We start from the raw sequence: 19178 nt of genomic DNA on the forward strand, positions 1-19178 counted from the left end.
CAGCCCGACCGCACCAGCCCGACCGCACCGGTCAGGACGGCGGCGGCAGCGCCCGGCGGGCGTCCTGCTGGTTCACGACGTCGTCGAGCACCGTGTCGTGCGGGTCACGCACGACGGTGGTGCCGTCGTCGGCCCGCGTGCTCTCCGCGCCCGCCGGCGCGCGCTTCTCGGTCGCGGCCGTCTCGACGGTCTCGGACCCTTCGACCGGCTCGGCGCGCTCGACCGGCTCGGCGCGTTCGACCGTCTCTGCCTGTTCGGGCGGCGTGCCAGGAGCTTCCGGAGCGGACTCGCCCGCCTTCGGCGCCCGCGCGGCCTGGTGGGCCGCCAGGAGGTCGCGCTGGCCGGCGAGCGGCACGCCCGCGCGCTCGAGCGCGTCCCGCGCGGCGACGCGGAGCGCTCGTGCGACCTCCCACTGCATCGCGGGCGACGTCTTGACCTTGAGCCGCAGCGACACCGCGTCGGCCGCGAGCCGTTCGATGCCGGTGATCGTCGGGGTGCCCTGCAGGTACGTGCCGACCTCCGGGTCCTTGGCGACGCGGTCCGCGGCCTGCGTGAGCAGCGCGCGCACCTCGTCGAGGTCCGCGAAGTAGTCGACGTCGATCTCGACGACCGCCGTCGCCCACCCCTGCGTCTTGTTGCCGACCCGCAGCATCGACCCGTTCGGCACGTACCAGAGCGTGCCGTCGGCGTCGCGGATCTTCGTGACGCGCAGGGTGACCGCCTCGACGGTGCCGTTCGCCGGCCCGACGTCGACCACGTCGCCCACGCCGTACTGGTCCTCGAGCAGCATGAACGTGCCGGTCAGGAAGTCCTTGACCAGGCTCTGCGCGCCGAACCCGAGCGCGACCCCGATGATGCCGGCGGACGCGATGAACGGTGCGATGTTGACGCCGAGGGCGGCGAGCACCATGAACACGACCGTGCTGCCGATGAGGATCGTCGCCGACGAGCGCAGCACCGAGTCGATGGTCCGGGCCCGCTGGGCGCGCCGGGCGGTCGCGAGCGGGTCGGCCTTGAGCAGCACGCTGCCGACGCCCGTCTCGCCGATCGGCTTCATGACGCCGCGCTGGAGCATCGGCGTGCCGTCGGCGATGTGGTGGGTGACGCCCCTGATCGCCCGGCGCACCAGCACCAGCACGATGCCGCCGATGACGACGATGAGCAGGATCTTCAGCGGGGTACCGAGGAACCAGGTCACCCAGGCGGCCGGGTCGGTCTTCTCCTCCGGTCCGATGTCGGGCAGCGAGCTGGTGGTGCTCGGCGTCGGGGTGCTGTCGGCGGCGCGGACGACGGCGGAGACCAGGCTCATCGGGCGAGCCCCGTGCGGTCGGCGACGAACTGCAGCTGCTCGACGGTCAGCCCGATCGTGCGGGACAGCGACCGTCCGCCGTGCCCGACGCCCGTCTCGCGGCGCACGAGCACGGGGTGCTCCACAGGGTCGCCGGACGTCGCGGCCTGCAGCGCGGCGGCCAGCTTGCGGGCGTGCAGGGGGTCCACGCGCGTGTCGCCCTCGAACACGGTGAACAGCGTCGCGGGGTAGTCGGTGCCGTCGACGACCCGGTGGTACGGCGAGTACCCGAGGAGCCAGCCGAGCTGCGTGGGGTTGTCGGCGTCGCCGTACTCCTCGGTCCATGTGACGCCGAGCCCGAACCGCTGGTACCGGACCATGTCGAGCAGCGGCGCGGAGCAGACGACGGCGGCGAAGAGGTCGGGCCGCTGGGTGAGCGCTGCGCCGACGAGCAGCCCGCCGTTGGAGCCGCCCCAGCACGCGAGCTGCGCGGGCGTGGTCCAGCCCGCGGCGACGAGCGCCTCCGCGACCGCGTGGAAGTCGTCGAACACGTTCTGCTTGTGGGCGCGCATGCCCGCACGGTGCCAGTTCTCGCCCTCCTCGCCGCCGCCGCGCAGGTTGGCGACGACGTACACGCCGCCGGCCTCGACCCACGCGAGCGTCGTCGCGGAGTAGCCGGGGTCGAGGGAGATCTGGAAGCCGCCGTAGCCGTAGAGGATGGTCGGCGCGGGTGCGACCGGCATGCCGTCGTCGCCGAGGAGGTCGGTGCGGGCGAGGACGAACGCGCGCACGGTGGTGCCGTCGGCGCTCGTGACCTCGACCTGCCGGGTGGTCACCCTGGGCAGGTCGGCGACGGCGCCCGGCGGCTCGGCCCAGACGGTCGTGCTGCGGGTGGCCGCGTCGAACCGGTGCGCGCTCGCGACGGTCGTGTGGTCGGTGTACGAGAACCACACGTCGTGCCCGCCGTCCGGCCTGGTCACGAGCCCGGAGACCGACCCCAGACCGGGCAGGGCGAGCGTGCCGTCCTCGCCCGGGAGCCGCTCGCCGGTCGACGGGTCGTGCAGCGTGATCTCGGAGACCGCGTGCCGCCGCCAGGACGCCAGGAGGAGCGTCGGGGTCGTCGCGGTGCCGCCGTCGTCCGTGAACGCGACGTCCTCGAGCACCGCCGTCGGGTCCTCGGGCAGCAGCGCGACCCAGGTGTCCACACCGGGCTCGGTCGGGTCGGTGACGGCCAGCCGGCCGCGGGGTGCGTCGAGGTCGGTGTGCACGTACAACCGGCCGTCGCGCGCGACCCAGGCACCCGTCTGCGCGTCGAGCCCCACGGCGACGTCGACGAAGACCGGGGGTGCACCCGTGGTGCGGTCCGCGATCCACACGTCGGTCCGCGGTGCCGTGCCCGCGGACGCCGACACGATCAGCCATCGCCCGTCCCGGGACACCGAGACGCCGTAGTAGTTGGTCATGTCGAGGCCGTCGCCGAACACCTCGACGTCCTCGTCGGGCGACGTGCCCACCCGGTGCAGCCACACGCGCCGGTGGTACTGCCGCTCGTCCTGCGGAAGCCCCTCCGGGGCGAGGCGCCGCACGTAGTACAGCTCCTCGCCGCCCGGCACCCACGCCACGGGGGAGTAGCGCGCCCGGTCGACGGGCCCGTCGACGAGCTCGCCCGACACGACGTCCAGGATGTGCAGCACGCTCTCCTCGGTGCCGCCCGTCGACACCTGGTAGGCGAGCAGGTGGCCCTCCTTGGACGGCTGCCAGGCGTCGAGCGTCGTGGTCCCTGCGGGGTCGAGGGCCATCGGGTCGACGAGGACCCGCTCGCGGCGGCCTTCGCCGTCGGGGTCCGGCTCCGACACGACGACCACGGCATGCTCCTGGTCACCGGCCCGCCGCGAGAAGAAGTAGCGGTCGCCCCGCCACGCCGGTGCACCCACGACGCCCGCGCCGAGCAGCGCCCGCATCCGCGCGGTCAGCGTGTCCGTGGCGAACGGACCCGTGAGCGCCAGACCGTCCCGGTACGCGGCGTAGAGCTCGTCCTGGGCGCGGGACCAGGCGACCGTGGCGTCGTCCTCGACGTCCTCGAGCCACCGGTACGGGTCGGCGACGGGGTGGCCGTGCAGGTCCTCCACGAGGTCCTCGCGCCGGGCGGCGGGATAGGTGCGCAGGGTGCGTGCGGTCATGGTCCGCAAGGCTACGTCGCACGACGCCGACCGTTCATCGGCACGCGCGCGGCTCGCGGACGCCGCCGCCGCGGGTGGGGCTGTGGGCGGCTCGACGCGGCGGAAGGCGACCAGCCACCCGCGGCACGGTGACACGGAGGCACGTCCGCGCAGGTGACGAGCGACGACGCCCGGCCGCGTCGTCGCGCACCCAGGCTGGGGCCTCTGGCAGGATCGTGGCGTGGCAGACGACCCGGAGCTCCCGTCCGACGCCTTGCTGCGCCTCGCGAACGCCTACGGCGTGACGGCCGACTACTGGGGGTTCGACGGCACGCACAAGGTCGCGTCCGCCGGGACGCTCCGCGCGGTGCTCGCTGCACTGGGCGTCGACGCGTCGTCCCCGGAGCGCATCGCGCTCGCCGCCGCGTTCGTCGAGGACATGCCGTGGCGCCGCACGGTCCCGCCGGTCGTCGTCGTCCGGTCCGGGCGCCTCGCGCACGTCCCGGTGCACGTCGCGCACGGCGACCCGGTCGAGGTGTGGCTCGAGCTCGACCCGGAGGCCGGTGGCGGCAGGCGCGATCTCACGCAGGCCGACGTGCCGGTCCCGCCACGGTCCGTCGACGGACGCCTGGTCGGCCGCGCGACGTTCACGCTGCCCGTCGACCTCCCGCTCGGGTGGCACGAGCTCCGTGCCGAGGGGCCGAGCGCTGGCGCCCGCTGCCCCGTCGTCGTGACGCCCGACAAGCTCGAGCTGCCCCCGGCGCTGCAGGGCAGGCGCGCGTGGGGCCTCATGGCGCAGCTGTACTCGGTGCGCTCGCGCGACTCGTGGGGTGTCGGCGACCTCGCCGACCTGGCCGAGGTGAGCTGGCTCGCCGGGCGCGAGCTCGGCGCCGACTTCCTGCTCGTCAACCCCCTGCACGCCGCCGAGCCCCAGGCGCCCCTGACGCCGTCGCCCTACCTGCCGACGACCCGCCGGTTCGTGAACCCGCTGTACATCCGCGTCGAGGACGTCCGCGAGGCCGCGTACCTGTCGGCGGCGGACCGAGCGCTCGTCGAGTGGGCCGGCGAGCCCGTGCGCGCGCTCGACACCGACCCGGGTCCGATCGACCGCGACGCCGCGTGGACGGCGAAGCGCGCCGCGCTCGAGGTCGTGTTCGCGGCGCCCCGTTCGGCGGCCCGGCAGGCGGCGTTCGACGCGTACGTCGAGGAGGAGGGCGCGGGCCTGGAGACGTTCGCGCTGTGGTGCGCGCTCGCCGAGCGGTACGGCCCCGGGGCATGGCCCGACGAGGCGATGGACCCCTCGTCCGACCTGGTCGACGCGGCCCGGACCGAGCTCGCCGACCGGGTCGAGTTCCACCGGTGGCTGCAGTGGGTCGCCGACGAGCAGATCGCCGACGCCCACCGCGCGGCGCTGGACGGCGGCATGGCGGTCGGGATCATGCACGACCTCGCCGTCGGCGTGCACCCGCAGGGCGCGGACGTGTGGGCGCTCGGCGACGTGCTCGCCACGGGCGCGAGCGTGGGCGCGCCGCCCGACATGTACAACCAGCAGGGCCAGGACTGGTCGCAGCCGCCGTGGCAGCCCGACGCGCTCGCCCGCGCCGCCTACCGGCCCTACCGCGACATGCTGCGCACGGTGCTCCGGCACGCGGGCGCGATCCGCATCGACCACGTGCTCGGCCTGTTCCGCCTGTGGTGGGTGCCGGACGGCGCCCCGCCGTCCGAGGGCGCGTACGTCCGCTACGACCACGAGGCCCTCGTGGGCATCCTCGCTCTCGAGGCGCACCGCGCCGGCGCAGTCGTCATCGGCGAGGACCTCGGGGTCGTCGAGCCGTGGGTGCGCGACTACCTGTCGGAGCGCGGCATCCTCGGCACGTCCGTGCTGTGGTTCGAGCGGGACATGCACGGCGCCCCGCTCGCACCCGAGCACTACCGACCGCTCGTGCTCGCCACCGTGACGACGCACGACCTCCCGCCGACCGCGGGGTACCTGGCCGGTGAGCACGTGACGATCCGCGACCGGCTGGGCCTGCTCACCGAGCCCGTGAGCGTCGTGCGGGCTGCCGCGCGGGCCGAGCGCGAGCAGATGATCGGCGTGCTGCGGGAGCGCGGGCTGGTCGGCGACGACCCCTCCGAGCGCGAGATCGTCGAGGCGCTGCACCGGTACGTCACCGCGACGCCGTCCGTGCTCGTGGGGGTCGCGCTCACGGACGCGGTGGGCGAGCGCCGGGCACAGAACCAGCCCGGCACCGACCAGGAGTACCCCAACTGGAAGGTGCCGCTCGCGGACAGCGCCGGTCAGGTCGTGCTCGTCGAGGACCTGTTCACGAGCGCGCGGCTGCGGTCGCTCGCTGCGGTGCTGAACGCCGACATCGGCTGACGCCGCCACGCCGGACCCGGCCGGGCTCGCGTACGCGGGACGACCCGGTTGCTGGTCCGAGGGGCGGCAGGCGCGGTCAGCCGCCGGGCGTGGCCGTCGGGCTCGGCGCGCCGCCCTGGTTCTCCTGGGCCTTCTGCTGCGCCGCCGCCATGATCCCGTTGTACGTCTGTGCCATGAACGTGAAGAACTGCTGCCCGCTGTCGAGCTCGCCGGGGTAGGGCACGCCGCCGATGAGCAGGCGCATCGGCACGTCCAGCGCGGGCACGTTGTCGAACGGCACCGACTCCTGCGCGCGGGCGGTCGCCTCCGCGGCCCAGTCCGTCCAGTCGCCGTGCTCGATGCAGCTCGCGACGTCGTCGCCGGTCGCCCCGGCACCTGCGACGAGCTCGACGAGCGCGTCGGTGGTGAGCCCGTCCTCGGGGAGGTCGGGCTGGGCCTCGAGCAGCGCGGCGTTGACGTCGTACGCGTGGTCCGGGTCGCTCGCCGCGACGCACGCGAAAGCGCCGGCGGCCCGCGCCGAGTAGTCGCCAGGCTCCGGCGTGACGGCCGGCGTCGAGCCGTCGGCCGGTGCGGCGGTCGCCGTCCCTTCGTCGAGCACCGCGACCGGGTGCACCTCGAACGTCACGTGGCCGCCCGAGAGCCACTCCTTGAGCATCGTCGAGCTCGTCGACCAGAACGTCGCCGCGTCGGGGCTGCGGTAGTCGAGGTAGAGCACCACGTCGATGAGGCCGCCGTCGCGCAGCGTCTGCGTGGCCACGGGCTTCGCACCCTCGGCGAGCGCCGCGGTCGGTCGGACCGAGATCGCGCCGCTCTGACCGACGAACACCGCGCCGTCGCTCAGCATGTTCGCCGGGCCGCCGGTCGGCGCCGCGGCCGGGCTGCTCGTCGGGTCGTCGGTGCCGTCCGTCCCGCTGTCGCACGCGGACGTCAGCGCGAGGACCGCCGCGGCGGCCGCCGCGATGCCCACGGCCGCACGCCGACCCCGGGACGTGCTCGAGCGCCGGCGCTCGGAAGGAACGGCCCGGCCGTCCTGGTCCGCGGTGGTGCCACGGGGTGCGTTGCTCATCGGGCGGAGCCTCCAGCGGGGGTCGTCGGGCGTGCCGACGGGGACGGCGACGAATCATGGTGCCCCACACCACACCGAGGTGCCCAATCCGTCCCTGTGAACCCGCTGAGCGGCGGCCGGATCGGGCCGCTGACCTGCGCCGACGCGATCGCACCGCGCGCGACGCCCGGGCGTCCTCGCAGGCCCTGGGACGGTCGCCGGGCGGTGCCCGTCACAGCCGGGCGGACCGGCGCCGTGCACCGGTCCGCCCGCCGCTGTCAGCCTCGGCGGCGGTCCGCCTCCTGTGCGGCCAGCGCCCGACGGACGCCGTCGCGCGACTCGCCGACCAGCCGCCGCAGTGCGGGGGTCGCCTCCGGGTGCGCCTCGAGCCACGCGTCGGTCGCACCGAGGACGTCGACGCGGTCGTCGTCCGCGAGGTCGGTCGGGTACAGGCCCACCACGATGTTCTGCGCCATCTCGTTCGTCTTGTCGGACCACACCTGCTCGAGCGAGGCGAAGTACGGCTCGACGAACGGGACGAGCAGGCCCCGGTCGTGCACGCGGCCGAAGCCGGCGATCGTGGCGGACTGCAGCGCGTTCGGCAGCTCGTCGCCATCCACGACGGCCGCCCACGCGGCCTGCTTCGCCTCGGGCGTCGGCAGCGCGGCACGCGCGGCTGCGGCGGCCCGCTGCCCCGTGGCCGTGGCGTCGGCGGAGAGCTGCGCCGCGATGTCGAGCTCCGCGGCACGGCCGCCCGTCACGAGCGACGTGAGCAGCTCCCACCGCAGGTCGGTGTCGATCGACAGGCCGTCGAGCGAGTCCTTGCCGTCGAGCAGCGCGACCACGGCGTCCAGCTGTGCGGCGGTCGAGGCCCGGCCGGCGAACGCCTTGACGAGCTGGAGCTGCGTGTCGGACCCGGCGGCGGCCGCCCGGGCGAGCTCGAGCAGACGGTCCGCCGCAGCGACCTCGGTCGCCTCGCGGTGCTCGGGCGCGACGTACAGGTCGAGCGCGGTCGACAGCTGGCGGAGCAGGACGAGCACCACGGACGAGTCGGTCTCGTGCGCGATGTTCCGCAGCACCAGGTCGACGAAGTCGCGGGCGGGCGTCTCACCGTCGCGCGTCGCGTCCCAGGCGGCCGCCCACACCAGCGTGCGGGGGAGCGAGTCGTCGAACGACGACAGGTGCTCGATCGCGGTGGCGAGCGAGTGCTCGTCGAGCCGGATCTTGGCGTACGCCAGGTCGTCGTCGTTGACCAGCACGAGCGCGGGCCGCGGCGTGCCCACGAGCGCCGGTACCGCCGTGCGCGGGCCGTCGACGTCGAGCTCGACGTGCGCGGTGCGGGCCAGGCGCCCGGTGGCGGCGTCGAGGTCGTAGCCGCCGATCGCGAGGCGGTGCGGACGCTGCACGGGGTGCTCGTCGGGCACCTCCTGCAGCACGTCGAACGACGTGATGATGCCGTCCTCGTCGACCTCGATCGCCGGGCGCAGGAGCGTCACGCCCGCCTTCTCGAGCCACAGCCCGGACCAGACGGACAGGTCGCGCCCACTCGTGGTCTCGAGCTCGGACAGCAGGTCGCGCAGCTCGGTGTTGCCCCACGCGTGCTTCGCGAAGTACGCACGGACCCCGGCGAGGAACTCGTCCTGGCCGACCCACGCGACGAGCTGCTTGAGCACGCTCGCACCCTTGGCGTACGTGATGCCGTCGAAGTTGACCTCGACGTCCTCCAGGTCACGCATGTCCGCGACGATCGGGTGCGTCGACGGCAGCTGGTCCTGGCGGTACGCCCAGCTCTTCTCGAGCGAGGAGAACGTGGTCCACGCGCTCGTCCACCGCGTCGCCTCGGCGGTCGCGAGCGTCGAGGCGTACTCCGCGAACGACTCGTTGAGCCACAGGTCGTCCCACCAGCGCATCGTCACGAGGTCGCCGAACCACATGTGCGCGAGCTCGTGCAGGATCGTCACCGCCCGCCGCTCGACGGTGGCCTCGGGCACCTTGGACCGGAACACGTACGACTCGAGGAACGTGACCGCGCCCGCGTTCTCCATGGCGCCCGCGTTGAACTCGGGCACGAAGAGCTGGTCGTACTTGGCGAACGGGTACGGGAAGTCGAACTTCTCCTCGTAGAACGCGAAGCCCGCACGCGTGATGTCGAGGATGTTGTCCGTGTCGAGGTGCTCGGCGAGGGACTCGCGGCAGTAGACGCCGAGCGGGATCGTGCGGCCGTCGCTGCTCGTGAGCTCGCCGCGCTCCTCGTGGTACGGGCCCGCGATGATCGCGGTGATGTACGGCGAGATGCGCGGCGTCGTCTCGAACGTCCACGTCGCCGTGCCCTTGTCGACGCCGCCGTTGCGGTTCGTGCCGTCCTCGACCGGGGTGGGCTCGCCGACCTGCGGGTAGTTCGAGACGACCTTCCAGTGCGCCGGGGCCGTCACGGTGAACGCGAACGTCGCCTTGAGGTCGGGCTGCTCGAACACCGCGAACACGCGGCGGGAGTCGGCGACCTCGAACTGCGAGTACAGGTAGACCTCGTCGTCGACCGGGTCGACGAACCGGTGCAGGCCCTCGCCGGTGTTCATGTACGCGGCGTCGGCGACGACGATCAGCTCGTTCTCCGCGGCCAGGTCGTCCAGCCGGATGCGGGAGTCGGCGAACACGTGCGCGACGTCGAGCGTGCGGCCGTTGAGCGTGACCTCGTGCACCGCGGGCGCGATGAGGTCGATGAACGTGCTCGCCCCGGGCGTCGCACCGAACCGGACGACCGTGCGCGACCCGAACGTGGTGGGGCTCGTGCTCAGGTCCAGCGTCACGTCGTACGACTGCGTCGTCACGACTGCGGCGCGCTCGCGCGCCTCCGCACGGGTCAGGTTCTCAGCGGGCACGCGGTTCTCCTCGGACGAGATGGTGGTGGCTCGTGGCCGGGCTCGATCATCCCACGCGGCCCGTCCCGGCCCGGCGTCGTTATCCGCACCGATGCGGGGTCGCGGTGGGACCCGAGGGGCTGTGGGCGGCTCGATGGGCCGATGTGCACGGAACGCCCCCGAACGGGCAGACTCACCTCGGCCGTCGTCCGGCCCACCCCCGAGGAGGACACCTGTGACCGTCACGCCCGCTGCACGACCCGTCGTCGACTTCTGGTTCGACCCGGCCTGCCCCTGGGCGTGGATGACCTCGCGGTGGATGGACGAGGTGAGCCGCGTGCGCGACGTCGACGTGCGCTGGCACGTCATGAGCCTGTCGGTGCTCAACGAGAAGCGTGACCTCCCCGAGCACTACCGCGCGCTCATGGACGACGCGTGGGCGCCGGTCCGCACGATCGTCGCCGCCGCGCGCGACCACGGCGACCAGGTGATCAAGCCGCTGTACGACGCGATGGGCACCCGCCGGCACCCCGGCGGCCGCACGGACACCGCGCAGATCGTCGCCGAGTCGCTCGCCGAGGTGGGCCTGCCCGCCGAGCTCGCAGCCGTAGGCGCGACCGACGAGGTCGACGCGCTGCTGCGCGAGTCGCACGAGGAGGCCATGGCTCTGGTGGGCGACGAGGTCGGCACGCCCGTCGTGGCGATCGACGGCGTCGGGTTCTTCGGCCCCGTCATCACGCCCGCACCCACCGGCGACGACGCCGGGCGGCTGTTCGACGGCCTCGCGCTGGTCACGAGCGTGCCGGGCTTCTACGAGCTCAAGCGCACCCGGACGGCGGGTCCCCAGTTCTGAACGGGCGTGGGACCGCTGCTGGACGCTCGACTGGAACGTCCGGTTCGCCCCGTGTGATCCTGGCGGCGTCCACGACGGCGGGAGCGAGATGACCGAGACGCGCACGATCCGCGCCCTCGTCGTCGCCGACGCCGTCCTGGTGCTGACGTTCCTGGTGCTGCTCGTCCTGTACGTCGCGGGCGGGTCGTCCGGCGGCGCGGCCGACGCGCAGGTCTCGACGTCGCCCACGTCGAGCGCGACGGCGTCGGCGCCCGGCGGTACGTCCGGCCCCGCGGAGTTCCGGCTGCCGAGCGGCAACATCGCGTGCGCGATGGCCGACCAGGGTGTGACCTGCACGATCGCGTCGTACACCTACGCGCCGCCCGTCGTCGCGGGCTGCACCGGGACGACGGGCCACGTTCTCGTGCTCGACGCCGACGGCGTCGCGTTCACGTGCGAGACGGGTCCGACGCCGCAGGTCGCGGGCGACGACGTCGCGACGCTCGAGTACGGGTCGTCCACGACGGCCGGCGACTACACCTGCACGAGCGGGACCGACGGGGTGACCTGCACCAACAGCCAGGGGGTCGGCTTCCGGCTCGCCCGCGCGAGCTGGAGCGAGCTGCCCTGACCTCGAGCGGTCTGAGCCGATGACGACGGACCGGCGCGGCCCACGAGGGTCGCGCCGGTCCGGTGCTCAGCGGCTCACCAGATGCGCACGCGCTCCGCCGGGTCGAGGTACAGCGCGTCGCCGGGCTGCACGTCGAACGCCTCGTAGAACTCGTCGACGTTGCGCACCACGCCGTTGCAGCGGAACTCGTTGGGGGAGTGCGGGTCCGTCGCGATCCGGCGGATGACCTCCTCGTCGCGGCCCTTCGACTGCCACACCTGCCCCCAGCCGAGCAGCACGCGCTGCACACCGGTGAGGCCGTCGATCACGGGAGCCTCGTCGAGGGGCGTGCCGAGCGCGATGCGGTAGGCCTTGAGCGCGATCGACAGGCCGCCGAGGTCGCCGATGTTCTCGCCGATCGTGAGAGCACCGTTGACCTTGTGCGACCCGTCGAGCTGCGCGGGCGAGAACTCGCCGTACTGGTCGATGAGCGCCTTGGTGCGCTTCTCGAACTCGGCGCGGTCGTCGGCCGTCCACCAGTCCTCGAGCCGGCCGTCGCCGTCGTACTTGGAGCCCTGGTCGTCGAACCCGTGGCCGATCTCGTGGCCGATGACGGCGCCGATGCCGCCGTAGTTCACGGCGTCGTCCGCGTCCGCGTCGAAGAACGGGGGCTGCAGGATCGCTGCGGGGAAGACGATCTCGTTCATGCCGGGGTTGTAGTAGGCGTTGACCGTCTGCGGGGTCATGAACCACTCGTCGCGGTCGATCGGCTTGCCGATCTTGTTCAGCTCGCGGTCCTGCTCGAACGCGGACGCGCGGCGGACGTTGCCCACCAGGTCGTCGGCTGACACGACGAGCGAGGAGTAGTCGCGCCACTTCGCCGGGTAGCCGATCTTCGGCGTGAACGCGTCGAGCTTGGCGAGCGCCTTGGCGCGCGTCTCCTCACCCATCCACTCGAGCCCGGTGATCGACTCGCGGTACGCCTCGACGAGGTTCCTGACGAGCTCGTCCATCCGCTCCTTGTGCGACGCGGGGAAGTGCTTCTCGACGTACACCTTGCCGACCGCCTCGCCGAGCACGCCCTGCACGAGCGCGACGCCACGCTTCCAGCGGTCGCGCAGCTCCTGCGCGCCGGTGAGCGTGCGGCCGTAGAAGTCGAAGTTCGCCTCGACCACGTCCTGCGACAGGTACGGCGCCCGGTCGGTGACGACGTGGTAGGTCAGCCACGCCTTCCAGTCCTCGAGCGGCTCGCTCTGCCACAGCGCGGCGAAGCCCTCGGCGAACGACGGCTCGCGCACCACGACCTGGTCCAGCGCGCCGGCGGGTGCGCCGAGCGCGAGCGCCCAGGCGTGCCAGTCGAAGCCGGGCGCACGCTCGGCGAGGTCCGCGAGCGTCGTCGGGTTGTACGTGAGGTCGGCGTCGCGGTCCTTCACGACGTCCCAGTGGTGGCTCGCGAGCTTCGTCTCCAGCCCGACGACGCGGCCGGCGAGCTCGTCGGCCTGCGCGTCGTCGGTCGCCGCGTGGGCCAGGAGCAGCATGCGCGCGACGTGCGGCCGGTAGGCCGCGAGCACCGAGGCGTACTGCTCGTCGCGGTAGTAGGACTCGTCGGGCAGCCCGAGGCCGCCCTGGTACAGGTAGACGACGTACCGGGTCGGGTCCTTGGCGTCGTTGTCGACCCAGAAGCCGACCGCGCCGCCGGCGCCCGTGCGCTGCAGCGCGCCGAGCGCACCGGTGAGGTCGGCCGCGGACGTCGCGGCCTCGACGAGCGCGAGGTCGAGGCGCAGCGGCTGGACGCCCGCGGCCTCGACGGCGTCGGTGTCCATGAACGAGGCGTACACGGCGCCGACCTTCGCCTCGACGTCGTCGGGGTCGCCGGCGCCGTCGCCCGCTCGGGAGGCCGCCGAGGCGGCGGCCTCGACGATGATGTCGCGGACCTGCTCCTCCGCCTGGTCGTGCAGGGCGCGGAACGCGCCGTCCATGGCCCGGTCCGCGGGGATCTCGTGGCTCGCGAGCCACCGTCCGTTCACGTGGGCGAAGAGGTCGTCCGCGGGGCGGACGTCGGGGTCGAGGGCCGTCAGGTCGATGCCACTGCGCGTCATGCGCACAGCCTACGGACGACCGGCGTCCGCGGGGCGACCGTGGCGTGGGCGCAGTCCGCGGTGGGTGCCGCCCTGCGGCAGGATGAGCCCATGCGCATTCACGTCGCCTCCGACCATGCCGGCTACGAGCTCAAGGTCGCGCTCGTCGAGCACCTGCGATCCGAGGGCCACGACGTCGTGGACCACGGCGCCCACGCGTACGACGCGCAGGACGACTACCCGCCGTTCTGCTTCGCCGCGGGCGAGGCCGTCGTCGCGGAGCCGGGGTCGCTCGGTGTCGTCATCGGCGGGTCGGGCAACGGCGAGCAGATCGCCGCGAACAAGGTGCCCGGCGTGCGCGCGGCGCTCGCGTGGAACCTCGACACGGCCCGCCTCGGCCGCCAGCACAACGACGCGAACGTCGTCGCCGTCGGGGCGCGTCAACACTCCGTCGACGAGGCGCTCGAGCTGGTCGACGCGTTCGTCGCGGAGCCGTTCAGCCACGACCCGCGCCACCAGCGCCGCATCGACCTGCTGACCGCGTACGAGCGGCGCTCCTGAGCACGTCGCCCGACGGAGGGCGGGCGGTCCCGCCCTCCGTCGGGCCGTGACGTCTCAGAACACCCAGCTGCACACGGGAGCGACCGGCCAGCCGAACGCCGCGCCGGCCGCGAGCGCAGCCCCGGGCCGGTGCTCGGTGACGAGCCCGGCGCGACGCAGGGCCTCGACCGACCGGCCGCCGAGGTACGCCGCCCCGAGCTCGCGGACGTCGAGCGCAAGGTCGACGTCGTCCTCGGTGCGCTCGACCGTCGCCGACCACGCGCCGTCCGCGCCGTCGCCGGTGCGCAGCAGCCACCGGCCCGAGTTCGCGGGCAGGAGCGTGTCCGTCACGTCCAGCACGACGTCGACGGGCGCCGCGTAGCGCCGGCCGGTGAGAGCCGCCGGCAGGTCGAGGATCCGCACCCAGACGTTGTCGGTGACCTTGGGGACCACCGCGCGTGCGTCGACGAGCAGGTGCAGCAGCGCGTCGTCGACCGGCAGCATCGGTCCCTCGACGCTCGCCGTGAGGTCGAGGTCCAGGACGAACGACCACAGCCGGTGCGCCGCGGCGGCGTCGACCGCGGCGGCCTCGCGCACGTCGACGGTGTACCGGGGGCCGGCCGCCTCCCACTTCTCCTTGCGGCGCAGCAGCGCGTAGGCGCGCGGCTCGCCGTCGGCGGTGTGCACGGTCGCGATCCGCAGCGGCTCGCCGCCGTTGCGCCACGCGGGCGGGTCGACGATCGCACGGATCCGCAGCACCTCGGTGTCGCGGGTGATCCAGCCGGGACGGTCCTGCCCGGCCGCGCGGTGCAGCCCGTCGACGAGCGTGGTGTGCACGTCGCGGTCCACCGTGGCGAACCGGACCGACAGCTCGTCGCTGCCCGGTACCGGCCGCAGCGCGGCACCCCGTCCGAGCGAGACGCGCACGTTGTCCGAGGCGGACCCGTACCCGAAGCGGCCGTAGATCCCGTGCTCCGCGGCGTACAGCGCCGACACGGGCTCGCCGCGGCCGAGCGAGCGGGCGAAGTGCGTCTCGATCATCGAGCGCAGCAGGCCGCGCCGGCGCTGGTCGGGCCGGGCACCGACCCACGTCAGCCCCGAGCAGTCGACCGTGGCGCCGGGCACGGGGAGGCGGAACGGGAACGACGCGTGCACCGACGCGAACGTGCCGTCGGGCCGCTCGACCGCCATCGTGCGGTCCCACGGCAGCGTGAGGGGCACGAGGGCGTCGGTCTCGGGCGTCGAGTCGAACGCGAAGGCGAGGCGGTCCACCTCGAGGAACTCCTGCTTGCGGGCCTCGGGGACCTCGACGACGCGGTATCCGTCCGGGAGTGGGCTCATGCGCCCCATCGTGGCCGACGCGACCCGCCCGCGCGCAGGCATTATCGCCGCGCGGCTGCCGGTCCGGCTCCCCGACCTGCGGATACGCTCGGGTGATGGGCGGCACCCGTGGGTGGTCGGCGCGACGCGGACTCCTCGCGGGCGCCCGGCGCGCCGTGCACCGCCGGTCGTCGCGGCTGCACCTGCTCGCGAGCGTGGTGCTGCTGCTCAGCGCCGTCGCAATCAGCCTCGGCGTGCGGTACCAGCCGGAGTGGGTGCCGCCGTCGACCTTCCTGCTGCTGCAGGTCGTCGCGGTGTTCTTCCTGCGGCAGCGCATGCTCGTGGTGCTCGGCGTCGTGATCCTCGCGCTGTCCACGTGGCTGTGGTTCACGGGTGCGCCCAGCATGATCCCCGGTGTCTTCGTCGTGATCGGCATCTCGGTCGTCGTGACGCTCACCTTCGGCTGGCGGCGCGCGCGGATCGGCCTGCAGGGCGCGCCCGGCGACCGGATGCTCGTCGACCTCCGGGACCGGCTGTCCGCGCACGGCCGGGTCCCCCCGCTGCCGCCGGGGTGGCGGGTCGACAGCGAGATCCGGTCGGCGCACGCGGACGCGTTCTCGGGTGACTTCATGGTCGCCGTGCTGCGGGGTCAGTCCCTGCTGGAGATCGCGCTCGTCGACGTGTCCGGCAAGGGTCAGGGGGCCGGGGTCCGGTCGCTGCAGTTGTCCGGGGCGTTCGGTGGGCTGCTCGGCGCGATGCCGCGCGAGGGCTTCCTGCCCGCAGCCAACGACTACCTGCTGGACCAGCAGTGGGCCGAAGGGTTCGCGACCGCGGTGCACGTCGCGGTCGACCTCGAGACGGGCACGTACTGGGTCGCGTCGGCCGGCCACCCGCCGCCGCTGCACCTGCACGCCGGCGCCGGCCGGATCGACGTCGTCAACACGGTCGGCAGCCCGGCGCTCGGGGTCGTGGGGGACATCGTGTGCCCCGCGCAGCAGGGACGGCTCGACCCGGGCGACGTGCTCCTGCTGTACACGGACGGGCTGGTCGACGCGCCGGACACCGACCTGGACCGCGGTCTCGACCGGCTCATGGGCGCGGCCGACCGGGTGCTCGGCCCGCGGCGCGGGGGAGCGGCGGCGGTGCTGGCCGGGGTCGCGGCGGCGGACGACGACGACCGGGCGCTCGTGCTCGTCTGCCGCGACTGAGCCGGGCGGACGGCGGCGGGACCTCGCGTCAGTCGTCCGGGAACCAGATGGCCCGACGGAGCGCGACCCGCGTGCCGTCCGCGACCATCGGCGTGCCGTCCGCCACGAGCAGGGCGACGGCGCGCGACGCGTGCCGGGCGGGCGGGCTGCCGGCGGCGTTGACGACGCGCCACCACGGCACGCCGGACCCCGCCCGGCTCATCACCTGCCCGACCTGCCGGGGGCCGCCGCGCGGCGTGCCCCCGGCGGCCAGCGCCCGGTCGACGAGCACCTCGGCGATCGTCCCGTACGTCATCGCCCGGCCGGCCGGGATCGCGGCGACGAGGTCCAGGACCGCCTCGGCGTAGTCGTCGTCCACGTCAGGCGGTGAGCACCTGCGCGACGGCAGGCAGGGTCCGCGGGTCGGCCTGGACGAGCATCGTGGTGATCGCGGTGGCCCGCCAGGCCGGCAGCTGAGCCTTGATGTCGTCGGCCGTGCCGACGAGCGCGATGTCCCGGACGAGCTCGGTGGGCACCGCGGCGGTCGCCCGTGCGCGGTCGCCGCCGAGGTAGTGCGCCTGGATCTCGTCGCACGCCTCGCTGTACCCGAGCCGGTCGAGCACCGCCCGGTGGAAGTTGGCCCCCTTGGCGCCCATGCCGCCCGCGTACAGCGCGACGAACGGGCGCACGACGTCGGCGGCGGACTCGATGTCGTCGCCGAGCACGACCGGCACCGTCGCGGTGACCTCGAACTCCTCGACAGGCCGGCGCTCGGGTGCGCGCAGCGCGAACCCTTCGGCGAGCAGGGCGCGGTACTCGTCGTCCATGCGGGGCGAGTAGAACAGCGGCAGCCAGCCGTCGCCGATCTCCGCGGTCATCACGGTGTTGCGCGGACCCTCCGCGGCCAGGTGGATCGGGATGTCGGCGCGCAGCGGGTGCACCGTCGAGCGCAGCGCCTTGCCGAGCCCTGACCCCTGGTCGGCGGGCAGCGGGAGCCGGTAGAACGCGCCGTCGAACGTCACCGGTGCCTCGCGCGCGAGCACCTGGCGGACGATCGCGACGTACTCGCGGGTCCGGGCGAGCGGGCGCGGGTAGGGCTGGCCGTACCAGCCCTCGACGACCTGCGGGCCCGAGGCACCGAGGCCGAGCACGAACCGGCCGCCCGACAGGTGGTCGAGCGTGATGGCCGCCATCGCCGCGGCCGTCGGGGTCCGGGCCGAGATCTGCGCGATGGCCGTGCCGAGCCGGATCCGCGACGTGCGGGCACCCCACCAGGCGAGCGGCGTGAGCGCGTCCGAGCCGTACGCCTCGGCCGTCCAGACGGAGTCGAACCCCAGCTGCTCCGCGGCGAGCACCGCCTCCTGCGCGCCGGGCGGGGGACCCGCCGACCAGTACCCGGTGTGATAGCCCAGCCGCATGGTTCTCCTCGTCGTCCGGCGTCCTCGTCGACGCGCGCGTCAGGCTACCCGCGACCGGTCCGCGAGCGTGTTGAGCAGCGCGGCGGCCGTCGCCGCGTCGTCGACCGTGACGACGAGCGAGCGCCCACCGGTCCGCTCGACGAGCAGGCCCTCGCCGGTGCGCACGACGATCCCGACGCGCCCACCGCGACCGATCCGGTAGCCCCACCCGCCGAACTCCTGGAACGGCCGCACGTGCACCACCTGCGCGCGGACCACCTCGTCGAGCGGCACGTGCTGCCGCGGCCAGCCGAGCCCCGACCGTGCGGTCAGCCCGCGGGCGTCGACCGTCACGGTGAACGACGCCATCGACGCGACCAGCAGCGCGACCACCAGCACCGCGGGGACGACGACCGCCGGGGTCCGCACCAGCACCGCGACGAGCAGGATCGGGACGAGGACCACCGCGGCGACGACGAGCACGCCGCGGCTGCTGATGTGCTGGACCCAGCCGGCCCGCTCGTCGGGCGCGAGCGGCAGGCGGGCCGCGTCGACGGGCACGGGGGCGCTCGTCGGCTCGGGCGCGTCGCCGGGGGACAGCGCGGCGCCGAGCCCGGCGAGGACGAGTCCCGCGAGCAGCGTGAGCAGCACGACGCCGTCGACGGAGGGCGCCGCGGTCCAGTCGTCGACGCCGCGCTGCAGGGCGAGCGTGCCGAGCACGAGCGTGCTGAGGAAGCCCGCGAAGCCGAGCGAGAAGCCGGCGCCGAGCCGTCGGGTCGTCGCGGCCCGGCCGGCGAAGAACGCGAGCGCCCACCCGGCGACCGCGAGGAGCACCGCGGCGACCGCGGACGACCACACGAACCCGTCGAGCGAGCCCGAGCCGTTCGGGCCGTCGGCGCCCCAGTGGGTCGCGACCGGGTCGGGCAGGTCGTCGCGCCACGAGAGGGCGACGACCACGGTGGCGACCGTGAGGACCACCGGCAGGACCAGCGCGAGCAGCGTGCTGGCCGTGCGGTGCGGGACCGTGGGAGTGGGCGGCGTCGTCATCGGGTCTCCTCGCTGAGGGCGTCCTTGAGCAGGGCGGTCGTGGTCTCGGGGGCGAGACCGAGCGTGCGCGACGTCCGCACGACCTCGGCCAGCGCGGCGCGCAGGGGTGCGTAGTCGAGGGCGGCGTGCTCGCTCACCACGGCGCCACGGCCGCGGCGCAGCTCGATCAGCCCTTCGTCCCGCAGCTCCTGGTACGCGCGCAGGACCGTGTGGAGGTTGATGTCGAGCGCGGCGGCCAGGTCGCGGGCGGCGGGGAGTCGGGTCCCGGGCGTGACGTCGCCGCGCGCGACGGACGTCCGCACCTGCGCGGCCAGCTGCGCGAACAGGGGCTCGGCGGAGGTGGGGTCGATGCGGAGGAGCACGTGCTCACACTAGTTGTTTGGTGACAACTAGAACAAGTTGTCGACGTCGCTGCTGGCGCGGTGACGAGGTCGCGG

15 protein-coding genes are annotated in these 19178 nt (G+C 74.1%); 5 read left to right on the forward strand and 10 right to left on the reverse strand.

Annotated features, from left to right (window positions below; all coding sequences use genetic code 11):
• Positions 1–31: 31 nt before the first annotated feature.
• Both J7523_RS03495 and J7523_RS03500 read right to left on the reverse strand, forming a co-directional pair.
• Positions 32–1309, reverse strand: a complete 1278-nt coding sequence (locus J7523_RS03495) for a mechanosensitive ion channel family protein (RefSeq protein ID WP_291882328.1) — start codon at positions 1307–1309, stop codon at positions 32–34.
• Positions 1306–3468: a prolyl oligopeptidase family serine peptidase gene (locus tag J7523_RS03500; RefSeq protein WP_291882330.1), complete on the reverse strand. Its 2163-nt coding sequence runs from the start codon at positions 3466–3468 to the stop codon at positions 1306–1308. Before J7523_RS03500 ends, J7523_RS03495 begins: the two co-directional genes overlap by 4 nt.
• 220 nt (positions 3469–3688) lie before the next feature.
• Between J7523_RS03500 and malQ the strand changes: the two genes are divergently transcribed.
• Positions 3689–5827 carry a 4-alpha-glucanotransferase gene (gene malQ, locus J7523_RS03505; RefSeq protein ID WP_291882332.1) on the forward strand — a complete coding sequence of 713 codons (2139 nt, stop codon included), beginning with the start codon at positions 3689–3691 and terminating at the stop codon, positions 5825–5827.
• A 76-nt stretch (positions 5828–5903) separates the two neighbouring features.
• Here the strand turns inward: malQ and J7523_RS03510 are convergent, their stop codons facing one another.
• Together J7523_RS03510 and pepN are read right to left on the reverse strand one after the other, a co-directional pair.
• Positions 5904–6893, reverse strand: coding sequence for a hypothetical protein (locus J7523_RS03510; protein WP_291882334.1), 990 nt, complete (start codon positions 6891–6893; stop codon positions 5904–5906).
• A gap of 257 nt (positions 6894–7150) precedes the next feature.
• Positions 7151–9751 (reverse strand): aminopeptidase N, encoded by a 2601-nt coding sequence (gene pepN, locus J7523_RS03515; protein WP_291882337.1) that lies wholly within the window; start codon positions 9749–9751, stop codon positions 7151–7153.
• Positions 9752–9965: 214 nt separating this feature from the next.
• Between pepN and J7523_RS03520 the strand changes: the two genes are divergently transcribed.
• Both J7523_RS03520 and J7523_RS03525 read left to right on the forward strand, forming a co-directional pair.
• A complete protein-coding gene (locus J7523_RS03520; RefSeq protein ID WP_291882340.1) occupies positions 9966–10583 on the forward strand; it encodes a DsbA family protein in 618 nt (205 codons plus the stop codon).
• 88 nt (positions 10584–10671) lie between these two features.
• Positions 10672–11193 carry a hypothetical protein gene (locus J7523_RS03525; protein WP_291882342.1) on the forward strand — a complete coding sequence of 174 codons (522 nt, stop codon included), beginning with the start codon at positions 10672–10674 and terminating at the stop codon, positions 11191–11193.
• Between the two features lie 74 nt (positions 11194–11267).
• Here J7523_RS03525 and J7523_RS03530 read toward each other — a convergent pair whose 3' ends face one another.
• Positions 11268–13271, reverse strand: a complete 2004-nt coding sequence (locus J7523_RS03530) for a M13 family metallopeptidase (RefSeq protein ID WP_291882344.1) — start codon at positions 13269–13271, stop codon at positions 11268–11270.
• Positions 13272–13361: 90 nt separating this feature from the next.
• Between J7523_RS03530 and J7523_RS03535 the strand changes: the two genes are divergently transcribed.
• On the forward strand, positions 13362–13811 hold the full coding sequence (locus tag J7523_RS03535) for a ribose-5-phosphate isomerase (protein ID WP_291882346.1): 450 nt from the start codon (positions 13362–13364) through the stop codon (positions 13809–13811).
• 54 nt (positions 13812–13865) lie between these two features.
• Here J7523_RS03535 and J7523_RS03540 read toward each other — a convergent pair whose 3' ends face one another.
• The gene (locus J7523_RS03540) at positions 13866–15131 is read right to left on the reverse strand and encodes a GNAT family N-acetyltransferase (protein ID WP_291882348.1); all 1266 of its coding nucleotides are present in this window, start codon (positions 15129–15131) and stop codon (positions 13866–13868) included.
• A 95-nt stretch (positions 15132–15226) separates the two neighbouring features.
• Between J7523_RS03540 and J7523_RS03545 the strand changes: the two genes are divergently transcribed.
• Complete coding sequence (locus tag J7523_RS03545) at positions 15227–16318, forward strand: PP2C family protein-serine/threonine phosphatase (protein WP_291882350.1); 1092 nt, start codon at positions 15227–15229, stop codon at positions 16316–16318.
• Between the two features lie 28 nt (positions 16319–16346).
• Here J7523_RS03545 and J7523_RS03550 read toward each other — a convergent pair whose 3' ends face one another.
• From J7523_RS03550 to J7523_RS03565, 4 genes are read right to left on the reverse strand one after another with little or no spacing between them, the layout of a single operon-like run.
• The gene (locus J7523_RS03550) at positions 16347–16676 is read right to left on the reverse strand and encodes an MGMT family protein (RefSeq protein WP_291882352.1); all 330 of its coding nucleotides are present in this window, start codon (positions 16674–16676) and stop codon (positions 16347–16349) included.
• A gap of 1 nt (position 16677) precedes the next feature.
• Positions 16678–17715: an LLM class F420-dependent oxidoreductase gene (locus tag J7523_RS03555; RefSeq protein WP_291882354.1), complete on the reverse strand. Its 1038-nt coding sequence runs from the start codon at positions 17713–17715 to the stop codon at positions 16678–16680.
• A 39-nt stretch (positions 17716–17754) separates the two neighbouring features.
• Positions 17755–18741, reverse strand: coding sequence for a DUF1648 domain-containing protein (locus tag J7523_RS03560; protein WP_291882356.1), 987 nt, complete (start codon positions 18739–18741; stop codon positions 17755–17757).
• Entirely contained in the window at positions 18738–19103 is a 366-nt protein-coding gene (locus J7523_RS03565) for a GntR family transcriptional regulator (protein ID WP_291882358.1), read from the reverse strand. Before J7523_RS03565 ends, J7523_RS03560 begins: the two co-directional genes overlap by 4 nt.
• Positions 19104–19178: the final 75 nt, after the last annotated feature.

The sequence above is a fragment of the Cellulomonas sp. genome (assembly GCF_017744555.1).
Classification (GTDB): Bacteria; Actinomycetota; Actinomycetes; order Actinomycetales; family Cellulomonadaceae; genus Cellulomonas.